At 45.7% G+C, this 20397-nt stretch carries 12 protein-coding genes and 1 pseudogene; 10 read left to right on the top strand and 3 right to left on the bottom strand.

The window, feature by feature from the left end:
* Positions 1 to 59 precede the first annotated feature (59 nt).
* Positions 60 to 3512, top strand: a complete 3453-nt coding sequence (locus CRG97_RS15720; RefSeq protein WP_237566419.1) for a family 43 glycosylhydrolase — start codon at positions 60 to 62, stop codon at positions 3510 to 3512.
* Between the two features lie 472 nt (positions 3513 to 3984).
* Here the strand turns inward: CRG97_RS15720 and CRG97_RS15715 are convergent, their stop codons facing one another.
* Both CRG97_RS15715 and CRG97_RS15710 read right to left on the bottom strand, forming a co-directional pair.
* Positions 3985 to 5121 carry an alpha/beta hydrolase gene (locus CRG97_RS15715; protein ID WP_098744641.1) on the bottom strand — a complete coding sequence of 379 codons (1137 nt, stop codon included), beginning with the start codon at positions 5119 to 5121 and terminating at the stop codon, positions 3985 to 3987.
* Between the two features lie 111 nt (positions 5122 to 5232).
* On the bottom strand, positions 5233 to 5892 hold the full coding sequence (locus tag CRG97_RS15710; RefSeq protein WP_098744638.1) for a TetR/AcrR family transcriptional regulator: 660 nt from the start codon (positions 5890 to 5892) through the stop codon (positions 5233 to 5235).
* Positions 5893 to 7112: 1220 nt separating this feature from the next.
* On the opposite strand from CRG97_RS15710, the gene CRG97_RS15705 reads away from it, so the two are divergent.
* Both CRG97_RS15705 and CRG97_RS15700 read left to right on the top strand, forming a co-directional pair.
* Positions 7113 to 7649, top strand: coding sequence for a dihydrofolate reductase family protein (locus CRG97_RS15705; RefSeq protein ID WP_098744635.1), 537 nt, complete (start codon positions 7113 to 7115; stop codon positions 7647 to 7649).
* Positions 7650 to 8089: 440 nt separating this feature from the next.
* The gene (locus tag CRG97_RS15700; protein ID WP_098744632.1) at positions 8090 to 9847 is read left to right on the top strand and encodes a S41 family peptidase; all 1758 of its coding nucleotides are present in this window, start codon (positions 8090 to 8092) and stop codon (positions 9845 to 9847) included.
* 600 nt (positions 9848 to 10447) lie between these two features.
* Here CRG97_RS15700 and CRG97_RS33640 read toward each other — a convergent pair.
* A pseudogene (locus tag CRG97_RS33640) lies at positions 10448 to 10681 on the bottom strand (GlsB/YeaQ/YmgE family stress response membrane protein); the annotation flags it as partial.
* A gap of 141 nt (positions 10682 to 10822) precedes the next feature.
* On the opposite strand from CRG97_RS33640, the gene CRG97_RS15690 reads away from it, so the two are divergent.
* The 7 genes from CRG97_RS15690 to cydC all read left to right on the top strand — a co-directional run bounded on the left by CRG97_RS15690 (position 10823) and on the right by cydC (position 20256).
* On the top strand, positions 10823 to 11530 hold the full coding sequence (locus CRG97_RS15690; RefSeq protein ID WP_098744626.1) for a response regulator transcription factor: 708 nt from the start codon (positions 10823 to 10825) through the stop codon (positions 11528 to 11530).
* Between the two features lie 41 nt (positions 11531 to 11571).
* On the top strand, positions 11572 to 12954 hold the full coding sequence (locus CRG97_RS15685) for a sensor histidine kinase (protein WP_098744622.1): 1383 nt from the start codon (positions 11572 to 11574) through the stop codon (positions 12952 to 12954).
* Between the two features lie 113 nt (positions 12955 to 13067).
* Complete coding sequence (locus CRG97_RS15680; RefSeq protein WP_237566418.1) at positions 13068 to 13787, top strand: hypothetical protein; 720 nt, start codon at positions 13068 to 13070, stop codon at positions 13785 to 13787.
* Between the two features lie 524 nt (positions 13788 to 14311).
* Positions 14312 to 15679, top strand: coding sequence for a cytochrome ubiquinol oxidase subunit I (locus tag CRG97_RS15675; protein WP_098744616.1), 1368 nt, complete (start codon positions 14312 to 14314; stop codon positions 15677 to 15679).
* The gene (locus CRG97_RS15670; protein ID WP_098744613.1) at positions 15676 to 16689 is read left to right on the top strand and encodes a cytochrome d ubiquinol oxidase subunit II; all 1014 of its coding nucleotides are present in this window, start codon (positions 15676 to 15678) and stop codon (positions 16687 to 16689) included. The genes CRG97_RS15675 and CRG97_RS15670 overlap by 4 nt, the downstream gene beginning before the upstream one ends.
* A 68-nt stretch (positions 16690 to 16757) precedes the next feature.
* Positions 16758 to 18536 (top strand): thiol reductant ABC exporter subunit CydD, encoded by a 1779-nt coding sequence (cydD, locus tag CRG97_RS15665; protein ID WP_098744610.1) that lies wholly within the window; start codon positions 16758 to 16760, stop codon positions 18534 to 18536.
* Complete coding sequence (gene cydC, locus CRG97_RS15660) at positions 18529 to 20256, top strand: thiol reductant ABC exporter subunit CydC (RefSeq protein ID WP_098744607.1); 1728 nt, start codon at positions 18529 to 18531, stop codon at positions 20254 to 20256. The genes cydD and cydC overlap by 8 nt, the downstream gene beginning before the upstream one ends.
* Positions 20257 to 20397 lie beyond the last annotated feature (141 nt).

The following is a 20397-nucleotide window of genomic DNA, read 5'->3' as shown; positions in this document are numbered from 1 at the left end:
TCTCTGAAAGTAGAATGAGGACATGGCTGAAAAAATCAATGACAGGGGGATGGATGAAGTTGAAAGCGGTTTTATGGGATAGGAAAAGATTCAGGTATTTGCTGTTTTGTCTCGCAGTGCTGCTGATGCTGCCGCAATGGAACGGAGCGGCTATGGCGGCAGGGCAACCGCCAGATAGGGCGGATTTGGCATCCCGACAGGAGGGAAAGGATATGTCTGATTTCTACAATGTTATCATGCAGACAGGGGCCGACCCTTGGGTTTACAAGCATACGGACGGCTACTACTACAATGTCTTTGTCAATGCCAGCGGCATCATGATCCGCAGAGCGAAGACGATTACCGGCATTGATGCGGGCGAGAGAAGCCTAGCCTGGACACCGGTTAAGGGTACCATGTACAGTTCCAATGTTTGGGCGCCTGAAATGCACTATCTCAAAGATAGCGATGGCCAATTCAAATGGTATATTTACTTCGCAGCCGACAACGGAACCAATGCAAACCATCGCATGTACGTGCTGGAGAACACCAGTGATAATCCGATGACGGGAACCTGGGAGTTCAAAGGGAAGATTACCGATTCCACCGATCGTTGGGCAATTGACGGCACTGTGCTGACTGTAAATGAGGATCACTATTTTATTTGGTCCGGCTGGGAGGAAACCGACGGAAGCTTTCAAAATTTATATATCGCAAAGATGAGCGATCCACTGACCATCAGTTCGGAACGGGTCCTGATTTCAACGCCTGAATATGACTGGGAAACTTCCCCGGGGAGGATCAATGAAGGGCCCGAGGTCACTGTAAAGGGCGACACCATCAATCTGATCTATTCGGCCAACGGAAGCTGGACAGACAGTTACTCCCTCGGGTTGATCACGGCCAAGATTAGCGACGATTTAATGAATCCTGGCTCCTGGGTAAAGCGGGATAAGCCGATCTTTTCTAGCGCCAATGGTGTTTTCGGCCCTGGCCACCATAGTATCGTCTCATCTCCTGATGGTGCGGAGAACTGGATCATTTACCATGCTGCCCGCTGGCCGGGGTCAGGCTGGACCCGCAAAGTCTACGCACAGAAATTCACTTGGAATGACGACAATACGCCGAACCTGGGAGAGCCGGTAGATCCGAACATACCGATCGCCATACCTTCCGGCGAGCCGATGCGGAAGCGCTACGAAGCGGAAAATGCGTTGCTGGTGAAGGATCCGAATGGAGAAACTTCTCCGGCTGTCCTGCGGGAAAGCACCGCATCAGGCGGGATGAAAATCGCGGGTATCAAGAACGCCAATGATTACGCCCAGTTTACAGTAAATGTGCCGGAGGCGGGATTCTATAACCTGTCCGTGCGCAATGCCAACGGCTCCCCCAATGCGGCGGATGCCTCCCATATATTGTCGGTCAACGGCAGCTCCGGTGCCAAATTGAACATCGTCTATTCTGGTCCGAATCGTTGGGGAGCCTCCACGGCGAAAGTCTTCCTTAAGGAAGGCGACAACATCATCCGCTTCTCGAAAGGGAGCAATCTGGCCGAAATCGACAGTATGGATCTATTTAAGCTGGATACATCGGAAATTTTATTTGAATCCCCGGGATTCACCCTGGGGTTGAACGAAACCCGCAGTTTGCCCCTGTATACGGTAACGGGCGCTACCTATACCGTTATCGATACAGGAGCTACCTTCAGTTCTTCCGACATAAAGGTAGCCATTATTGATGAAGGGGATCAGATTAAAGCTGTCGGGGCAGGCAGTACGACAATTACCGCGACATATAATGGGAAAACAACAACGGCCGCGGTAACCGTAGTCGCAGAGCCCAGAACGGTGCAGTCTCTTGACATGAGCGGATTGGACAGCGTCCTGACCAGCGGACAGCGAAGCCTCCCATTGCAGTTAACTGCTCGCTATAACAACTATGAAATGAAGAATGTGACAGTTGATGCTCAGTATACCAGCAGCGACCCCGGGGTGGCCCGGATTGATACTGTCTCGGTCACCCCTTCGGTATACGCAGATAAACCGGGTACAGCTCTTATTACAGCCGAATACAGCGGCAGCAAAACGGCAATCCATTTGACGGTAATCGAGGCTTCTGATGCGGTTCAGGTGGTTTCCGAAGTGAAGACTCCTTCCGGAGTGACTCCTGATCCGCCCAGCGTTGTGGATATTGTCTATAATAGCGAGTCGATGACGGCGGAAGTTGTCAGCTGGAAGCCGGAGGGAATGGACTTCAGCTCTCTTGGTACTGTTCAGGTGCCAGTCATTCTGAAGGTGGATGGCCGAGATATTCCTTCCACTGTATCCGTAGAAGTTGTTGCAGGATGGGGCCTTGATGACATTGTGAATCAGCTCCGCAATAGACTGGCGAATTTCTCTTATCCGTTGGGCACTGGGTTAGGCAACTATAGCCAATCCAAGTATGTCGCTTTTGTGGCCGAGGTGGATATAGCGGAGGAGATGGCCTTCAACCCGGATCTGAGCAAAGAGCAGTTTGACGGGGAACTGGATAAACTTGCTCAGGCGGAAGAGGCTCTGTTAGGTTCGCTTAACCGCGTGCAGGATGGCGTTGTCTATAACGCTTACCGGGATTTCTCCGGCGATACGGTAGGCAAATACCCTTATGGCATTACCACCGAAGATCTGACCAATGGTGCGACTGCAACTGTACAGGAAGAGGACGGGAATAAATTTCTTCGACTGACCACAACCGCTACTTCGGGCAAGGCAAACCTGTTCCTGCCATATACAGGGGAGGTAAAAGCGGAGGGGGATCAGCGCATCGTCATCGAATACCGTGCCAGATTAAACAGCAGCTTCCAATACGCGAATGGCGCCATGATGAGAAACGACAGCGGTACCGACAATTATTCGATGGTCACTGCTTTTGATACCGGTAAGTTTATTGTACAGAACGGTGGATCCAAGAAAGCAGTCCAAAACGTGTCCTACAATACATGGTACAAAATCAAAATGGTGGCCAACTGGGATAACAAAACCTACACCGTCTATCTCGACGATGTTCCGGTAGCCACGGATTACAATTTCCGCCATACAGGCGGTGACAAGCTGATCGGACAACGGTTCGGTATTGACGGATACGCCAATGCCTCCATCGATTTTGATGATTTCAAAGCTATGGTCATAGGAGGACCAAAGGCTGCGCCAGAGGGTCTTGGGAAAGTCGATGAAACAGCGGCTGGCGCCAATGATGGACGCATCACCGGGGTGAATGATTCCATGGAATGGTCTTCAGACAATGGGGGCACCTGGTTACATGTAGAAGGTGATACACTTGCCAATCTGCCGACCGGAACGTACTGGGTTCGATACCGCGAAACGGACACACATAAAGCAAGTCCTTATGTGGAGTTCACTATTATGGCTTTTAATCAATCGATTCCTGTCACCGGTGTGAACCTGAACCAATCCAGTGCACAATTGTATACCAACTATGGTCGCTCTACTGTCCAGTTCACCGCACATGTAGAACCCGCTGAAGCATCTAAGTGATGGCCCGGCTGGGCGGCGCCCAGATCGAAAGGGGCTTGTTAGAAATCCGATTTACGGAAGTGTTGTTCCGATTGTTTTACCTAGACAAAACTCGAACGCTTTTTAACTAACGGAGCGTGAGTACATTGGTCAAACCTTCGATTTGATTTATCCTATCTTGGTTAGCTCTTCCCATTCGATGGGCCCATGCCTCTTCAGGAAGAAAGGTAAATGTTTTAGTTGTCATGTATACACAAAAATAAATTTAATACAAAGGAGAAGCTTTGGTTTGTAATCTCAATGTCTGTTAGAATTCAGCCAATTACTAACATCTTCAAGTGTGTTTTTCAACGCTGAAAACACCGCTTACCATCTCAAATAGAAAACAATCCCTGAAATATGAGAGAGCCGATAACCGCGTAATAGGGTTATCGGCTCTCTGTCTGTACGACTAGCTCTTTGACATGCGATTATCAGCAACCTCTTGGTTATGTCACTTGTTGCTGGTCTTCTTGATCAAGTCCACGCCATCGTATGCCAGACTTTCCACACTTGCAGCCTTCTGCAGTATGTAATGATCAAAAAAGTTCTTCGTGTAGTCTGTAACAAGATTTCGCATCTCCATAGCATCCCGTTCGCCTCTGAGTTCCTCATTAACACTGGTAAACACGATGTCGCAGTAATCTAAATGCGCAACACGATCAACAGAGAAATAATAGGTTTCCATGCTATTGTTAGCGCCAATTATTGCATTCATGTTATAGTTAGGTTCACAAAACAGTAGTAAGAAGGGTTTCTTAAGGTCGCTGCCCTGAAGGCCGAACGCACCGCTATCCAAGCCAATCCCGCAGGCGAACCGGTCGTCGTCCCGGCAAACCATCGCCGTCGTAGGCCCTCCATAAGAATGTCCGACTATGCCCATGCCGATGTCAAGCAACAATCTTCCCTTAAAGATGGAATTCAGCTCTCCAGAGTCCAGTTTATAAAGATAATCGGCTACATACCTTACATCTTCTGCCTGTAATTCGCTATACTCTGTTAACTTGGCAAGTATCGGCAGTGTAAGCACGTTTTGGCACATCTCAATGGCTGTTTCATCGTCAGGCCGCATCTCCATCTTACCAGCCAACGCCACCATCTCCGGATCTTCAGAAAACGCCATAATGACATCCGAAAAATCCTTTGATACATTAAACAGGCGCCCATCTTTACGCTTATACATCGTGCTATTCTGATGCCCGATGCTTACCACAACATATCCCATGCTTGCCAAGTCAGTACAGATCACGGTACCCCATTCTGGAGAACCGCCCCCGCCGCAAACATAGAATAACACCGGATAGCGCTTTTCCTTCCCGGAGAGAGCAAGATCGTCGTAACACTGGGTCTTGATATCTATAGAGTAAGCATCCTTCAACGCAGCGAGAAGTGGCTGCTCATCAAGCATTTCGTAGACTTCAGGAAACATGTACGTTGATGTAGTCTTACCTTCGCTACTGTCGGACGGATAGTACACAAACGCCGTCAGTTCTCTTTTTGAATGATCTGATGCCGTATACTCAAAATCCATCTGGGTTCGACCGACAGCATAGCTGCCGATTGGTTCAGGAAATGCGTCAAAAGTTTTCATTTTCTTGTTCCCCCTTAATACTAAAAGTGGCGAATGTGAAATACATACATTGCGCTATGAGCACTTTTCAAAACTGTGAAACGATTACATCCAATCCTCAGTGAATCATATCTACTCCTTGGCTTTCTTGAGATCGCTAACCATTTCAGCATATTTATGATCTTCAAGCAGCCCATGACTCATAAAGTCAGCAAAGTACTTGCTAATCTTATGTTGCAGCGTAGAGTCCTTAATATCGAATTCCCTAAAAAACATGACTAAATTAAACTGCATCGACTCAAACATAAAAGAAATCAGGTCGTCGTCAATATCAGGTCTGAGATATCCATCAACTCTCATTCGGCGTAAAATGTCCTTGATTAAGGGGAATGACTCGCCCTTTAGCACATTCAGATATATTTTAAGCAAAATGTTCTCAGGAATGTATAAAAGTGTTTCAGTGAGTTTGATTTCCAACTCATTCAGCGGCTCGGTCACAATGCCATTAACGCTACCAAATAAGCCAGTAAGGAAAAACTGGAGGAGGGAATCTTCATTACTGTTATTAAAATATGCAGCTCTTTTCTGGGTCACATTAAGTATTAAGAGACAATATAGGTCATCTTTGTCTTCAAAATACCGATAAAATGTTCCGGGGTGCATGGACAAACTATCCAAAACCATCTTCATAGTTATATCCTCGTAAAGATGATCAACAAAAAGATGCATAGCGCTATTAGATATTTCCTCGCGCCTTGCTTCATCTAAACGAAAGAAAGTACTTTTTGGCATAGATTACTCCTTTATGTGAGACGTGAATTGATTCACACTATATCGGTAATTCATTCACATGTCAAGCAGTGTTGAAATATTAATATCATAATAAAAGATTTATATGGTGTGAAAAGGACGGGACGAACGGTTACAGAGGGAAGAGTGAGAAAGGAGCGAAAATGTGAGGATGTATTCTAAAAGCAATAGAATATGGATTGGTGTGGTTTTAATAGTGTGTAGTAGTAGGTGTAATGGTATTCCAAAGCCCATATGCTAAAAGTACGACTAATCAAAGCCACTGAATTAATCAGTGCTATAGGTGTGGATGGCACTGCAGGCTATGGGCAAAAAAAGACTTAGATGGCGAGCTGCCAAAATCACCCGGAGAAGCCATTGCAATAGAGAACAGTAGATCACCTGATGGTCGTGAAATTCCGCTGTTTGATGTTGATGGTCAAACGGTAATTGGTGTGTTTCATGTTGGAGGAAAGTAATAAAATTAGATGATAAGTGTTACGCCTCCACAATGGCCTCCACATTGCATGAAGCCGGTTGAGAAAATCGTGATGATCTGAGGGGGATATATGTGGAATGACATATATCGAAAGACAAGAACATGAGGACACACATCAAAGAGCCTTTAAATGATAGGAATTAAATAAGTACATTGTGCTGATCGATTGTAATTTTAGAAGTGAGCTAAGAACATGGAATGGCCATCCATAAGAGATTTCCTCGATGTCCCATCGCATCTTACAGGAGAAAACATTGCTATCGCAGTAGTTGATGGGTATTTTCCACCTCATCCTGATATAACAACAAACAATCAACGTGCAACTGCATCATATTAACCAAACAGAGAAACGTATTTTAACATCTATTAGAAGCCGCTATTTATGCGGCTTGTTTGAATTTATGTTATCAAGTTCTTGTCAAAACACAATGACAAGAACTTGATAACATTTCCGACTGATGACAAGAACATGGTTACATTCCGGAAAGAATTTCATCGACGGTAGTAGACGTCCTTTGATTAAACTAACGGGCAGAATTGTTTAATTTACCATCCTTCGTTAAATTAAATTTGTATTCAGTCAGCCAGAACTGTGCACATTAGCAATCCATGAGAAACCGGACATACTGTTGGATGATAAAATCTAGACATAAAGGAGGCTGCATATGGAACGTGCAATCTTGATGATGAATGTGCGAGAAAACCAGGGAGGAGAGTCAGTCGCATGGCAAAGATCGTTTTCGCATTGAACCAGTCTCTGGACGGATTCGTTGACCACGACCACACGGCATTTCAGCCCGATCCCGTGCTATTCCGTCATTTCATCGACGACGTGCGCGGCCTCGCGGGCATCCTGTACGGGCGCCGTATGTACGAGACCATGCGGTATTGGGACGGAGACCATTTTGAATGGGGTGCGCCGGAACGGGAATACGCAGCGGCGTGGCAAAGCAAACCGAAGTGGGTGGTGTCGAGGACGTTAAAGTCCGTCGGTCCAAACGCTTCTCTGATCGATGGCGACCTCGCAGCGGCCATACGTGGGCTGAAGGCTCAGCATGAAGGGAAGATTGAAGTTGCCGGACCGGAGTTGGCCCACAGTCTAACGGAGCTCGGTCTCGTTGATGAGTATCGACTCTATCTCCATCCAGTCGTGCTGGGTCACGGCAAGCCGTTCTTCGCCGGTCCGCGGCCGCCGCTGCGCCTCGTGGCAAGCGATCGAATTGGCGAGAAGGTGATCAGGTTGACCTACGTTCCAGCTTAGTGTGCGGTTGACCCAGCGGCCTAAAGGGCACGTTACTTTAATAGTGATTCTGCGTCTGTAGCGGCAGTCAGAGGATCTCTTATTCTTTAAAATTTGTTCAGTTATGTGAAATGACATAGTTATTTATGGAATTGACGATTAACCTTCGTTGGAAGCAAAGATATCCGTAAAAACGGAATCTCAGACAAAGCAGTGAAGGCAAATTGAATTTTCCATTAAACTAACGGGAAACGAAAGCACGATCAAAATAAGAAAGCAGCTGATCAAGGTGATCAGCTGCTTTTGTTGTAGTAGCAGGAAAAATTTTACATATTCCATTATTTGGTATAATATATGAAGTAAAAAGGACCGGACGAACGGTTACGGAGTAAAGAGTGAGAATGTACTCTAAAAGATTTACAAGAAAAAAGATAAATTATTGAGCTGAAAGGTGGAAAACGGTGAAACTAAAAAAAAGAAGAAACTGGATGTTCTTTGTATTTATCAGTGTATTGTTTATCCTCATGACTGCAGGATGTTTTGCATCACAAGAGACTCATCAGCTTGAGCAAGTGAAAGAGCAGGAGCAGAAGCAGGAGTATGACCAAGGAAGTGGAATGAAATTTTCCAGCCTTTCTGAACAGAAGATCGAGGATTTTGCTAAGCTCGGTAAGGTATGGGGAATGGTGAAATATTACCATCCTAAGGTTGTATCTGGGGATATAAATTGGGACTATGAGCTATTTCGGGTGATGCCTTCTATTTTAGAAGAAAATTCGGATGTGAATTCAATTCTCTATGATTGGGTTCATGCGCTAGGTAATGAGAGCATTTCCGGGGATCTTGAACAGCAATACCAGTTTTCCGAAGAGTTCATACAACTCAGTCCAACCACAGATTGGTCCAAGGATGAGAAATATCTTGGAACAGATCTGAGTCTTGAATTATCAAAGATTTTAGATTCTAATATTTCAGAACGGAAAAATGCATACGTTAGCTTTAATGATGAATCACCCTTAGGGATTATGCATAATGAAAACGCTTATACTAGTATGAAATTTGATGACACCGGCTACAGGTTGCTTGGTTTATTCCGCTATTGGAATATTATCGAATACTATTTTCCTTATAAAGATGTCATCGAAGAGGATTGGGATCAAGTGCTTCTAGAGTTTATTCCTAAAATGATAGATGGGTCTGATTATGATTCCTATTTCATGACCTTAGCAGAACTAACAACTAGAGTACACGATTCTCATGTTTATTTGGGTGGCAAAAATAGAGAATCCATTACTGAGTATTTTGGAACGTATCGGCTTCCCGCAAACTTTGTCGAAATTAACAATCAGATTGTTATAAGTACAGTCTATAACAAATGTGGACTTGAGGTCGGAGACATTGTATTAAAAGTAGGTGACAATAGTATTGATGAATTATTAGAAGATAGAAGAAAATACATCTCACAATCACGAGAAGACACGTCAGGTCATTTCTTTAATGCATTATTCCGAACTCATCAAAAGAATATGGACGTTACTGTAATTCGACAGGGAAAAACGAAGAACATAAGTGCGACGAGCAGCCTACAAGAGATTAATTACTTTGTTTATACGAAATCACAAGCAATGGAGAACGGAGAGATCTACTATATTAATGCCGGTCTGTTGGTAGATGGCGAGATTGATAGCATTATGAAAAAATGGTGGGACACTAAAGGTCTGATAGTTGATCTTAGAAACTACCCTTCTAGCTCAGTTGACTATAAATTGGCCCAATATCTGATCCCTTCTGAGGAAGAGTTTGCCAAAGCGTCACTTCCTAATCGTGCAGTACCAGGTGAATATTATTTTGAACCTCTTACCTCAGGGAAGCCTCAACGGACAGATGACGAGGTTTATAAAGGGAAAGTTGTGATTTTAATCAATGAACATACTATGAGTAACGGTGAGTTTACAACGATGTTGCTGAGAAAAACAGAAAATTCAATAGTTCTTGGGAGGCCAACTGCTGGAGCGGATGGCAATTTATTTAGAATTACTCTCCCAGGAAATATAAAAACGGGCATAAGTGGAATCGGTATATTTTATCCAGATAAAAAACCAACGCAAAGAATAGGAGTGCAGCCTGATATTCGTCTTGATCCAACCATTGAAGGAATTATGGAAGGTAGGGACGAGTATGTTGAGAAAGCTGTTGAAATAATTAAAAATGGTTATTAAACTGTTTCCTCCTACATAAACAAGAACTTCATCGGTTGAACTATAAGTTTAAAAATTGAATTCTTTTTAAAACCCGTTTGATGGACCCATTGAAAGTCGCTAATTTAGCGGCTTTTTTGTTTTATCGGTACAAGAAAAATAATGGGCCAGAGAAAACAGAAAAATACTAGCCTAAGATGTCGGGGACGAGAACATAGTCCCATTGAAGGTCTCGGTACAAGTTCTTGTCCCAAGCCGAGGACAAGAACTTGTACCGATTGCCGGAATGGACAAGAACAAAGTCCGATTACCGATTAGATAAGTATCTAAATGAAAAGCGATTAAAACCTCATGAAGTAGCATTATGTAGGACAGTTTTTGCATTTCAATTCAAGACTTAGCGACAATTTTATTAATAAGTCGTACAAACTTCGTATGGTCGTCATCTTGCGCTATTGTCACGACTATGCTCTGAAATCGCAGACATAATCAGTACAAAAATAAAAAAAGGACCGTAAGTGTTCATCTTATGCCCTGGCAGCATCTTTTATAAAAATATCTAATGAACGACGGTATCGGTTTCCGTCTCTTTTTTGTTAACGTCTTCGGAAATGCTCCGCCGCGTGCCAAAGCGAAGAAGATGAGCAGGGCAATAATCGAGCCAACGATGGCTGGAATAATATGAAATCCGCCAATCACCGGCCCCCTTGGTCCCAGCAATTCTGTTCCTAAACAGGAACCGATAAAACCCGCAATAATGTTCCCAAGTACACCGCTCGGTACGTCCCGCCCAATCAAGTTGCCTCTTAACCAGCCAATAAGTCCACCAACAATGAGTACCCAGAGCAGATCCATGGATTGTTCTCCTTTCATCGGGTTTATTACAAGTTATGTTGGGCTCAGTGGAATCAGTTGGTGGAGGAATCTAAAGTGTCTGTGCTAAGATGAGGGTAAATTATGATTCAAGCTGGGGAACAAGGCTAGAAGGGGTGCACATTGAAGAAAATACTTGTCATTGACGATGAAGTCGCAATCAGAGATTTAATTGAGCTCGTACTGAGAAGAGAAAACTACGTCGTTCAAACGGCTCAAAACGGTAAAATAGCCCTGCAGCTGCTGGATGCTTTTCAACCGGACCTGGTGGTGCTTGACTTGATGCTGCCTGACTGCTCCGGATATGACCTGTGCAAGGAAATCACCGGGAAACGTGCCGTTCCTGTGATCATGCTCTCTGCTAAAAATGAGGTAATCGACAAGGTGTTGGGACTAGAGCTAGGGGCGGAAGATTACATGACCAAACCCTTTGACAATCGTGAATTGCTCGCTCGGATCAAAGTGATTCTGAGAAGAAACGAGAGCATGGAGGAATCAAGTGAAGGAACAGAAGTGAAATCTACACGCATCATTCATGAAGAGCTGACATTTGATCTGGAAAGCCGAAGGGTGCTGAAAAACGGTGTACCCGTGTCTTTAACGGCCAAAGAGTTTAAAATTCTGGAAACGTTACTCAAAAGGCCAGACAAAATCTTTACCCGGGATGAGCTGCTGCAGATCGGATGGGGATATGACTTTATGGGAGACAGTCGCAGTGTGGATATGACCATCATGCGATTACGGAAGAAGCTGGAGGATAACGCGGACGAACCGAAGTATGTCAGGACGATCTATGGATTTGGCTATCAACTTGGAGGTGGCGAGGCCTGAAGTATGCAACCCGGTTACTGCTGAATTATTTATTTTTCTCCGTGCTGTCCTTTGGCATCATCATTTTTGCGGTAAATAAAGCCATTGATTACTACAGCTTCATTACCATTGAAAAACAGATGATGGAGAAGGCGGATCTGTCCGAGTTGTCCTTCCGTGAGGTGTTGGCACAGCATAGATCATCGACAGGAGAGCCGCAGACAAAAGAAATCGTCAGACTTGCTCTGGAGAAGCTGAAAGCTTCAGGCAAGGAAGTACGTATCTATGATAGCTCCAAGCAGTTGCTGGGCTTGGCTGTGGATGGCATCATCATTAATGATGGCAAACCTCTTATTTTTGAAAAGAATATTGAGAAAGCCCTGAGCGGCAGTTATGCCTACACCGTAACGGAAGATCATCTGCTTTATTTTGCCACTCCCATTCAGGATCAATACTACCAAAACGCTTATGTGTATGAGTTCGTGGAGGACATTTCCTACTTTTATGCGATTATGGATCAAATCCGTTATATCCTGTTTGCGGGTGCAGGCGGATTTATTGTACTGATTACGTTATCCAGTCTGTGGATTGCCCGCAACACAACCAAGCCGATTAAGCTGTTGCTTGGCGCTGCGCAAAGTTTCTCTAGACAGGAGTTTCGGAGAGTTCATCTAAACCGGAAGGATGAACTGGGCATGCTGGCAGATGGGCTGGATTCCATGGGGCGGCAGCTTCATGATTACATTCAGTACCAGAAACAATTTGTCTCCAACGTATCTCACGAGTTAAAAACACCATTGGCAGCAATTCGTGGTTTCTCTCAATACTTGTATGAAGGGGAGAACGAGAACAAGGAGCTGCAAAAAATCTATGCTCATCTGCTGCAGGAATCGGATCGGCTGACGCGCTTGATTAATGAACTGTTGTTGCTATCCCGATTCGACAAGGCTGGTTCTAACGAACTGGAAGCCCGGAAGACGGAAATGAACGAACTGATTCAGCAAGTCGCAACGAGTATGGGTGCCAAGGCCAAAGATAAAGGAATCGAGATTATGTTCAGGGAGGCGGAAGCGGAACCGGAGGATAAGCTTCTGACGAGAGTCCACGCCAACGTGAATCCAATGCTGATGTCCCATGCGATCGCCAACCTTGTGGACAATGCCATCAAATATTCAGGCAGTCCATCGCTAATCGAATTGAAGTTGGAACATACGCCAAGCGAGGTAGTTATACGGATACGTGATCAAGGTATCGGTATCGCGGGCGATGAGCTGGAGAGAGTGCAGGAACGCTTTTACCGGGCGAAAAATGCAAGCACAGCGAACGGTTCAGGTCTTGGACTTTCTATTTGCAAAGAGATTGTAGAGCGGTTTAATGGATATATCGACATGGAAAGTCAAATCGGGGAAGGAACGACCGTTACGATTGTGTTACCCCGTGCGTAAACACGCGCGTAAATAGTTAACGTTACAAGATTGATACAATTCTGTTATGAGACTAACAAATGCTTTTTTTATAATCACTTCATAAGAAGAAATCACACATTTATGGAGGGATCATGATGAAATTGATAAACAAAGCTACAGCTGTTATCCTGCTGAGTATTTTACTAACGATGGCACTGGCGGGCTGTCAGTCCAATGGTGCCAAGTCGCCAGAAGCGGCGCAGAACTCGGCTGAAAAAAACACGCCCGACGAACAGGCCAAAGGCGAAGGAGCATCAAATTCTACTGCGCCTGCTTCAGAAAATTCGGAAGGACAGAGTGCTGAAGCTATTAAGGAAGGTTCGATGGAGAAGGAAGGCAATGTGGTGCTGAAGGAGCTTGCTTTTGTCTATAATGAGCACACCATTGCGATTTCGGATACAGCGAATGAAGATCAGATGGAACAGATGCTGGGCAAACCGGATAACCTGAAATCTCATACGTACAGTGCCGGCGATGGAACAAACATGGATACGTTAATCGGTTTTACAGAAAAGGTTTATACGTATCCTGGTCTGGAGATTAAAACAATCAGTATACCGGAGGGGAAACAAGACTCCATCTTTCATATCGAAATTACAGATCCTAAGTACGCGACAGTGCGAAACATTAAAGCAGGAGATAGCCTGGATACACTCAAACACGCCTACCCTGAGGGGAAACTGCTTGGTGATGGAGCCCCTAATGAGGAGGATGACTTCCGTTACGAGCCATCCAATTATGTGGATGTGATGTCGTTTCATATCAAGGATGCCAAGGTGGAGAGCATTCAGATCTACAACCTTCTGGACTAATATTTAGTGATCGATGTTGGTAAGCCATTCATACGATTCACCTTTAATACCTGCCCGGGAGAGGGGCAGGTATTTTCTCGTTATAGAATGGTATCGAGCTGACAGGTTTTCTCTTAAAAAAACTTGTTATTGCCCACTGTGATGTTTTTCACTAATTTGTCGGAAAAGGTTGACCTTTTCTTGAACATTCAAGGACGAACATGTGTCATTGATTGAATTCGTGGTGAACAAAGATATAATAACCTTACGATCAGGTTTCGCACTCATACTTCTTCCCGAATTCCGTACTAGGTCAATACAAGCTCGTCAGGTCTCTGTTCGAAGTACGGTATGACACAAGAATGATGTGGGCGTAGCAATTTAGCATCTTACTTTGTGAAAAAAATCTCTTTTTACATAGTTGAGATCGAGGGACAGCTTATTCCTCCCATGGATGAGTGTAGTAGGTGAACGACGGGCAGGCCTGTTCAAAAGATTAATTTACCCCTAGATTAAACAGAAGTTTGAAAGGAGGCAGTATTATTATGGAAATGGACACGGTACTGTGGAGCAGGCTGGTAACAGGTTTGACACTCGCATTCCACGTAATTTTTGCAACGATTGGCGTTGGTATACCATTAATGATCGCAATTGCAGAGTTCATCGGGATCCGCAAGAAAGATCCCCATTATACATTGATGGCGAAGAGGTGGGCACGGGGATTTGTCATTACGGTTGCGGTTGGTGTCGTGACCGGTACAATCATCTCCCTGCAGTTGGCCCTGGTGTGGCCGAACTTTATGAAGATGGCTGGGAACGTCATTGCATTGCCGTTATTCATGGAAGTGTTCGCATTCTTTTTTGAAGCCATCTTTCTGGGCATTTATTTGTACACCTGGGATCGATTCAAAAAACCGTATATCCACTGGCTGCTGACGATTCCGATTGTGGTTGGGGCAGGCATGTCTGCTGTGTTTATTACGACGGTCAACGGATTTATGAACCAGCCTGAAGGTTTTGTCTTGGAAGCAGGTCAATTCACAGCGGTTGATCCGGTGCAAGCGATGTTGAATACGGCGACGTTCTCCAAGGTATTCCATGTGTTAAGCTCGGCCTATTTGACAGGGGCAATTCTATTAGCCGGAATTGCAGCCTTTGCGATGCTGAGAAAAGGAGTTTCTGCTTATCACAAAAAAGCCTTGAACCTCATGATGGCCGTTGCTTTGTTGTTCGGCATGCTGAACACGTTGGCCGGGGATGTGTCCGCCAAGTTTTTGGCTGAGCATCAGCCAGAGAAGCTTGCGGCGGCAGAGTGGCATTTTGAGACAGAAAGTGGTGCGGACCTGATTCTAATGGGATGGCTGAATGCCGAGCATGAAGTACTGGGTGCCCTTCATCTGCCGAAACTGCTTAGCTTCCTGGCCTTTGGCGATTTTAATGCAGAGGTAACGGGACTGGAGGAATTCCCGCAGGATGAATGGCCACCACTGCTCGTGCATTACTTGTTTGATTTAATGGCAGGAATCGGATTTGCTCTGCTTGCGATTTCGCTGCTTTATTTCCTGTTTAAGATCTGGAAAAAGCGCAATGAGCTGAACAAATGGATGCTACGACTCATCGCACTCGGCACACCGCTCGCCTTTCTGGGTGTTGAGCTCGGCTGGTTTTATGCAGAAGTTGGGCGACAGCCATGGATTATCCGTGGAGTTATGCGTGTAGAGGAAGCCGCTACGACTTCACCGACAGTAAGAACTTTATTCTTCGTCTTCTTGCTCCTGTACATCTTACTTGGCATCATGTGTGTAATCGTGTTAAGACGTTTGTTCAACAATAAGCCGGCAGAAGTTGAGATGGAGAAATGGTTAAAAGAAAAGCCTAATCAGACTATAGAAAAGGGGGATCCTGCACAATGAGTTACGAATTGATTGGCATCACGGTGCTCTGGCTGTTCTTGTACGGCTATTTAATTATAGCCTCAATTGATTTCGGAGCAGGCTTCTTCGCTTTCTATGCACGTTTGACGAAGCAGGATCATTTGATTAACCGTCTGATTTCCCGTTATTTATCACCCGTTTGGGAGATCACGAATGTATTTTTTGTTTTTTTCTATATTGGTATCGTCGGATTTTTTCCGGACACGGCCTATTATTATGGCGCCGCTCTGCTTGTTCCAGCAAGCATAGCAGTGATACTGCTTGCCATTCGCGGTTCTTTCTATGCATTTGAAAATTACGGTTCCAAGAGAAGTCTTGTGTATTTATTTTTATACGGAGCTACAGGGTTACTTATTCCGGCTTCGTTATCCGTGGCGCTTACGATATCTGAAGGCGGCTTTATTGTGAAGCAGGGTGAGACGGTTTCTCTCGATTACTGGGAGCTGTTTACCAATCCGTTATCCTGGAGCATCGTTGGACTCGCAATCGTATCCGTACTTTTCATTAGCGGATCATTTCTGACATTTTACGCTTCTCGGGCAGAGGATCACGCTGCTCTGAAGCTGATGCGAAACTATGCCCTATTCTGGAGCACACCGACGATTATTCTCGCATTGACAGCATTTATTTATTTGGGTCAACACAATGAACGGCATTTTCAAAATATGATGGATTTATGGTGGCTGCTCGGGCTTTCCGTTGCTTTCTTCATGATCGCCATGTGGCTGATATACAACGGACGCCGATACGGATTAGCTTTTATATGCGTCATGCTGCAATTTTTCACTGCTTTTTTCGCATACGGAATCGGGCACTACCCTTATATTCTGGATCCATACATCACGGTTCAGAGCAGCGCTACTACACCAGCCATGGGCTTCGCGTTAGTTGCTGCATTTATTGGTGGTCTGTTCCTGTTAATCCCGTCCCTGATATTGGTCTTCAAATTATTCCTGTTTGATGCGGATTATGTAAAGGGAAAAAAATAAAGCGGTATTGTCCATTACATCGTATATGATATTTCATCATAGGCCTGTATATAAAGGAGGAGAAAACTGTGAAAAGGAAATCCAGTCTGATTTCTCAGCAAATGTCTTCACAAAGAAAAAATACAGCTCTCCTCGCAGTCATTTCACTTGCGCTTGGTGCAGCTATTTTGAGTCAGGCTGGATTACTTGCTGAAGCAGTCCAGCGGGTTTTTGTGGAGCGTGCTACCTTTTCATCGGTTATCGTACTGCTTGGCCTGCTTCTGGCTGTTATGGTTGTACGCACACTGTTGTCATATGGAAACGGTAAAGTTGGACTACGGATGGCTGCAACGGCCAAGACGAATATGCGAGCAGCTGTACTGCAGAACTTGACTCATGCATCCATGCCTTCAACCCTTCATGGACAGACAGGAGGGAAGGTCAGTATTCTACTAGACGCGGTGGATGAGGCTGACAGTTATTTCAGTCAATATATGCCCCGTATGATGGAAGCGGCGATCATCCCGATTTTGATTCTGATCGTTACATTTACTGAGCATCCCAACACAGGTTTCATTATGCTGTTTACAGCCCCGTTCATCCCGCTGTTCATGATTTTGGTAGGGCTTAAAACGAAGAACAAATCCGAAGAAAAATATGCACAGCTGGCCGAGTTCTCTGGTACATTTCTGGATTCTCTTCAAGGACTGTTGACGCTAAAAATATTTGGACGTGCTCACCGGCAGCAGCAGGAGATTGAACGCAGCAGTCTGGGTTACCGAGATGCCACGATGGGCATTTTGAAGATTGCATTTACGAATACCTTCATGCTGGAGTCGATCGTGATGCTAAGTATCGGCATTGTCGCACTCGAACTGGCCATCCAGCTGCTTGTTTTCAAATCGATGACGTTCCACACCGCGTTTCTTGTTTTGCTGCTCGTTCCCGAGTTCTACAGCCTGTTAAAGAATACGGGAACCGCCTTTCACAGCGGGCGAACAAGTATGGGTGCTATTCATAAGGTGGAGCAAATGCTTGAGGAAACAGCAGGGAAGAGCGAGGACCCGAATAGCACTGAAGGTGCAGGTACATCCGATGAAATCGTCGACATCGACAACATGCCGCCATCCATGGAACTGGACCATCTCCGGTTTAAATATGCTCCGGATTCTTTCGAGCTTAAGACTGGAGAGATCACGATGGGTCCGGGAGAGCACATTGCTATCGTTGGCAAAAGCGGCTCCGGCAAAACGACTTTGCTCCATCTCATTGCAGGTTTGCTGAAGCCAGCATCGGGAACGGTTCGGGTGAATGGAAGCCCACTCTCCCAATTCGATGAGAATGCATGGTTTAAGCATGTCAGCTACATTACACAGCACCCGTATATTTTTGCAGGCACATTGGCTGAGAATATTGCAATTGGTGCTGGTGGGAACATTACCCGTGCTGAAATAGAGCGGGCAGCGGAGGAAGCCGGGCTTGCTGCACTTACAGCCCAATTGGAGCATGGACTCAATACCTTTGTTGGTGAAGGAGGCAGGGGACTATCTGGTGGGGAAAGACAGCGGCTTGCCTTGGCACGAGCCTTTTTGAAGCGGCCTGCCATCATTCTGTTTGATGAGCCTACCGTTGGACTGGATTTGCACACCGAGCGCGTACTGCAACGCTCCATTGCCAAACTGGCAAAAACGGCTACGATGATTACAGTGGCTCATCGATTATATACCATTCAGCAAGCCGACAAGATCTTGTTCATGGATAATGGAGTGTTAGTGGACGCCGGACGGCATGATGAGCTTCTAGGGCGCCTGCCACAGTATGCCGAAATGATCGATATAGAGCGGAAAAGGGGGGGGCATCATGAATGAACTGGCTGTTCTGTCAAAGGCGATGATTCAGGAGCGAAAAGACATCTTGCTTTCGATTCTGGGTGGATTCATCGCAGGCATAGCGGGTGTGGCGCTTTTTTCCGCCAGCGGGTATCTAGTTTCGCAAACCGTATTTGCGCCACCGCTTTATACTTTGATTGTACTCACCTCGATGGTCAAACTGCTGGGTTTGCTTCGGGCGGCAAGTCGTTATGGTGAGCGCTTGTATTCTCACCGGGCGACGTTCTCGATGCTTTCTCGTTTACGTACCTCCTTTTTTGCCAAGCTTATTCCTTTAACGCCGGGTATATTGAATAGAAATCGAAGTGGGGATCTGCTTGCGCGGATCGTTGGGGACGTGGAGAGCTTGCAAAATTATTTTTTGCGAGTGGCATATCCCCCGATCATCGTCGTCATGGTGTTCTTGGCTACCGTGTTGTTTACCTCTGCCTTTTCGTTCTGGATTGCTCTTCTGTTTGTAATAGGCATGCTCGCGGCGGGATTCGTTATACCGGGCATTGTTTTGCTCGGGCAGAGGAGAATACATGGACGCGTTCGCGACCAGCGGGCGCAGCTTTCCACGGAAGTCACTGAAGTACTTTATGGTTTCCGGGACTTGAAAGTATACGGGCAACTGGCACAGCGGGAGCAGCAGCTTCAGCAGGCTTCCGCTGCACTAGCAGCTGAGCAGCAACGAGCAGCAGAGAACTTGCTCCGCGGGCAAGCGATGCACGCTTTGGTTACGTTTCTCGTTTCCTGGGGGGTACTCGCTCTTGGAGCCTATTTAATTATGGACGGAACGCTTGCTGGGGTGTTTCTTGCCATGCTGGTCATGGCCTCGTTAACCGTTTTTGAAGAAGCGGCGGCAATGGCCACATTACCCGCGTATAAGGAAGATAGCGAACATGCAGCCAAGCGACTAACGGAAACGGTTCAACCCACCGACGTGCAGTCTTTGCAGCCAGCGGGCGCGTTGTCTCTTGATCAAGCCGTTTCGTTAGAGTTTTCCGGGGTTACGTTTCAATATGAAGGGGAGTGGAGGCCGGCGCTTAAGGATATTTCCCTGCATATTTCACCTGGCTCCAAAACAGCGATTGTCGGGGCGAGCGGGTCAGGAAAGTCAACAATTATCGAATTGCTGCTCAAGCTGCTTACACCAACAGCTGGCGATATACGACTAAACGATGTTTCGTTGAAGGATCTGGATGAGACAAGCATTTGGGAAGCGGCTAATGTCGTGTTGCAGCAAAGTCATTTCTTCCGGGGAACGATCCGGGACAACCTACTATTGAATGGAGAAGAACAGACAGACGAACAATTGTTGGACGTGCTGGCTAAAGTGCGGCTACCCGATAAATCGTTGACCGATATGGTGTTTGAAAAAGGGGAGAATCTATCGGATGGGGAGAAGCAACGGCTGGCTTTAGCGCGAGCACTGCTCCGCAAAGGGCGGTTGTGGCTTCTGGACGAACCCACTTCATCGCTGGATTATGTGACAGAGCAACACGTTATGAAGCATCTCTACGCACAGACGGCTCAAGATACTCTTATTCTGATAAGTCATCGGCTTACCGGATTGGAAGAGATGGATCGAATTGTGGTCATGGACCAAGGCAAGGTCGTCGAAACAGGTTCCTATTCGGAGTTGATGGAGCAAAAGGGCTATTTTTATGAGATGAAGAAAATCGAGCGGCAAATGATCGGAGAAGCTGCAGTGTAGCGTAACAAGTAGAAAGCCCAATGATCAGGATTCAAGCCCGATCAATGGGCTTTGTTTTTATCGAAAACCGTCACCCCCTATTGAATTGACTGTCGTTTTCTCAACTCCCTCAAGAACTTTGATATAATATGGGTATCTGGA

The organism is Paenibacillus sp. EZ-K15, assembly GCF_002573715.1.
Lineage (GTDB): Bacteria > Bacillota > Bacilli > Paenibacillales > Paenibacillaceae > Paenibacillus_AQ.
The sequence above is the reverse complement of the archived record's forward strand: the minus strand, read 5'-3'. Positions and strand labels throughout refer to the sequence as shown.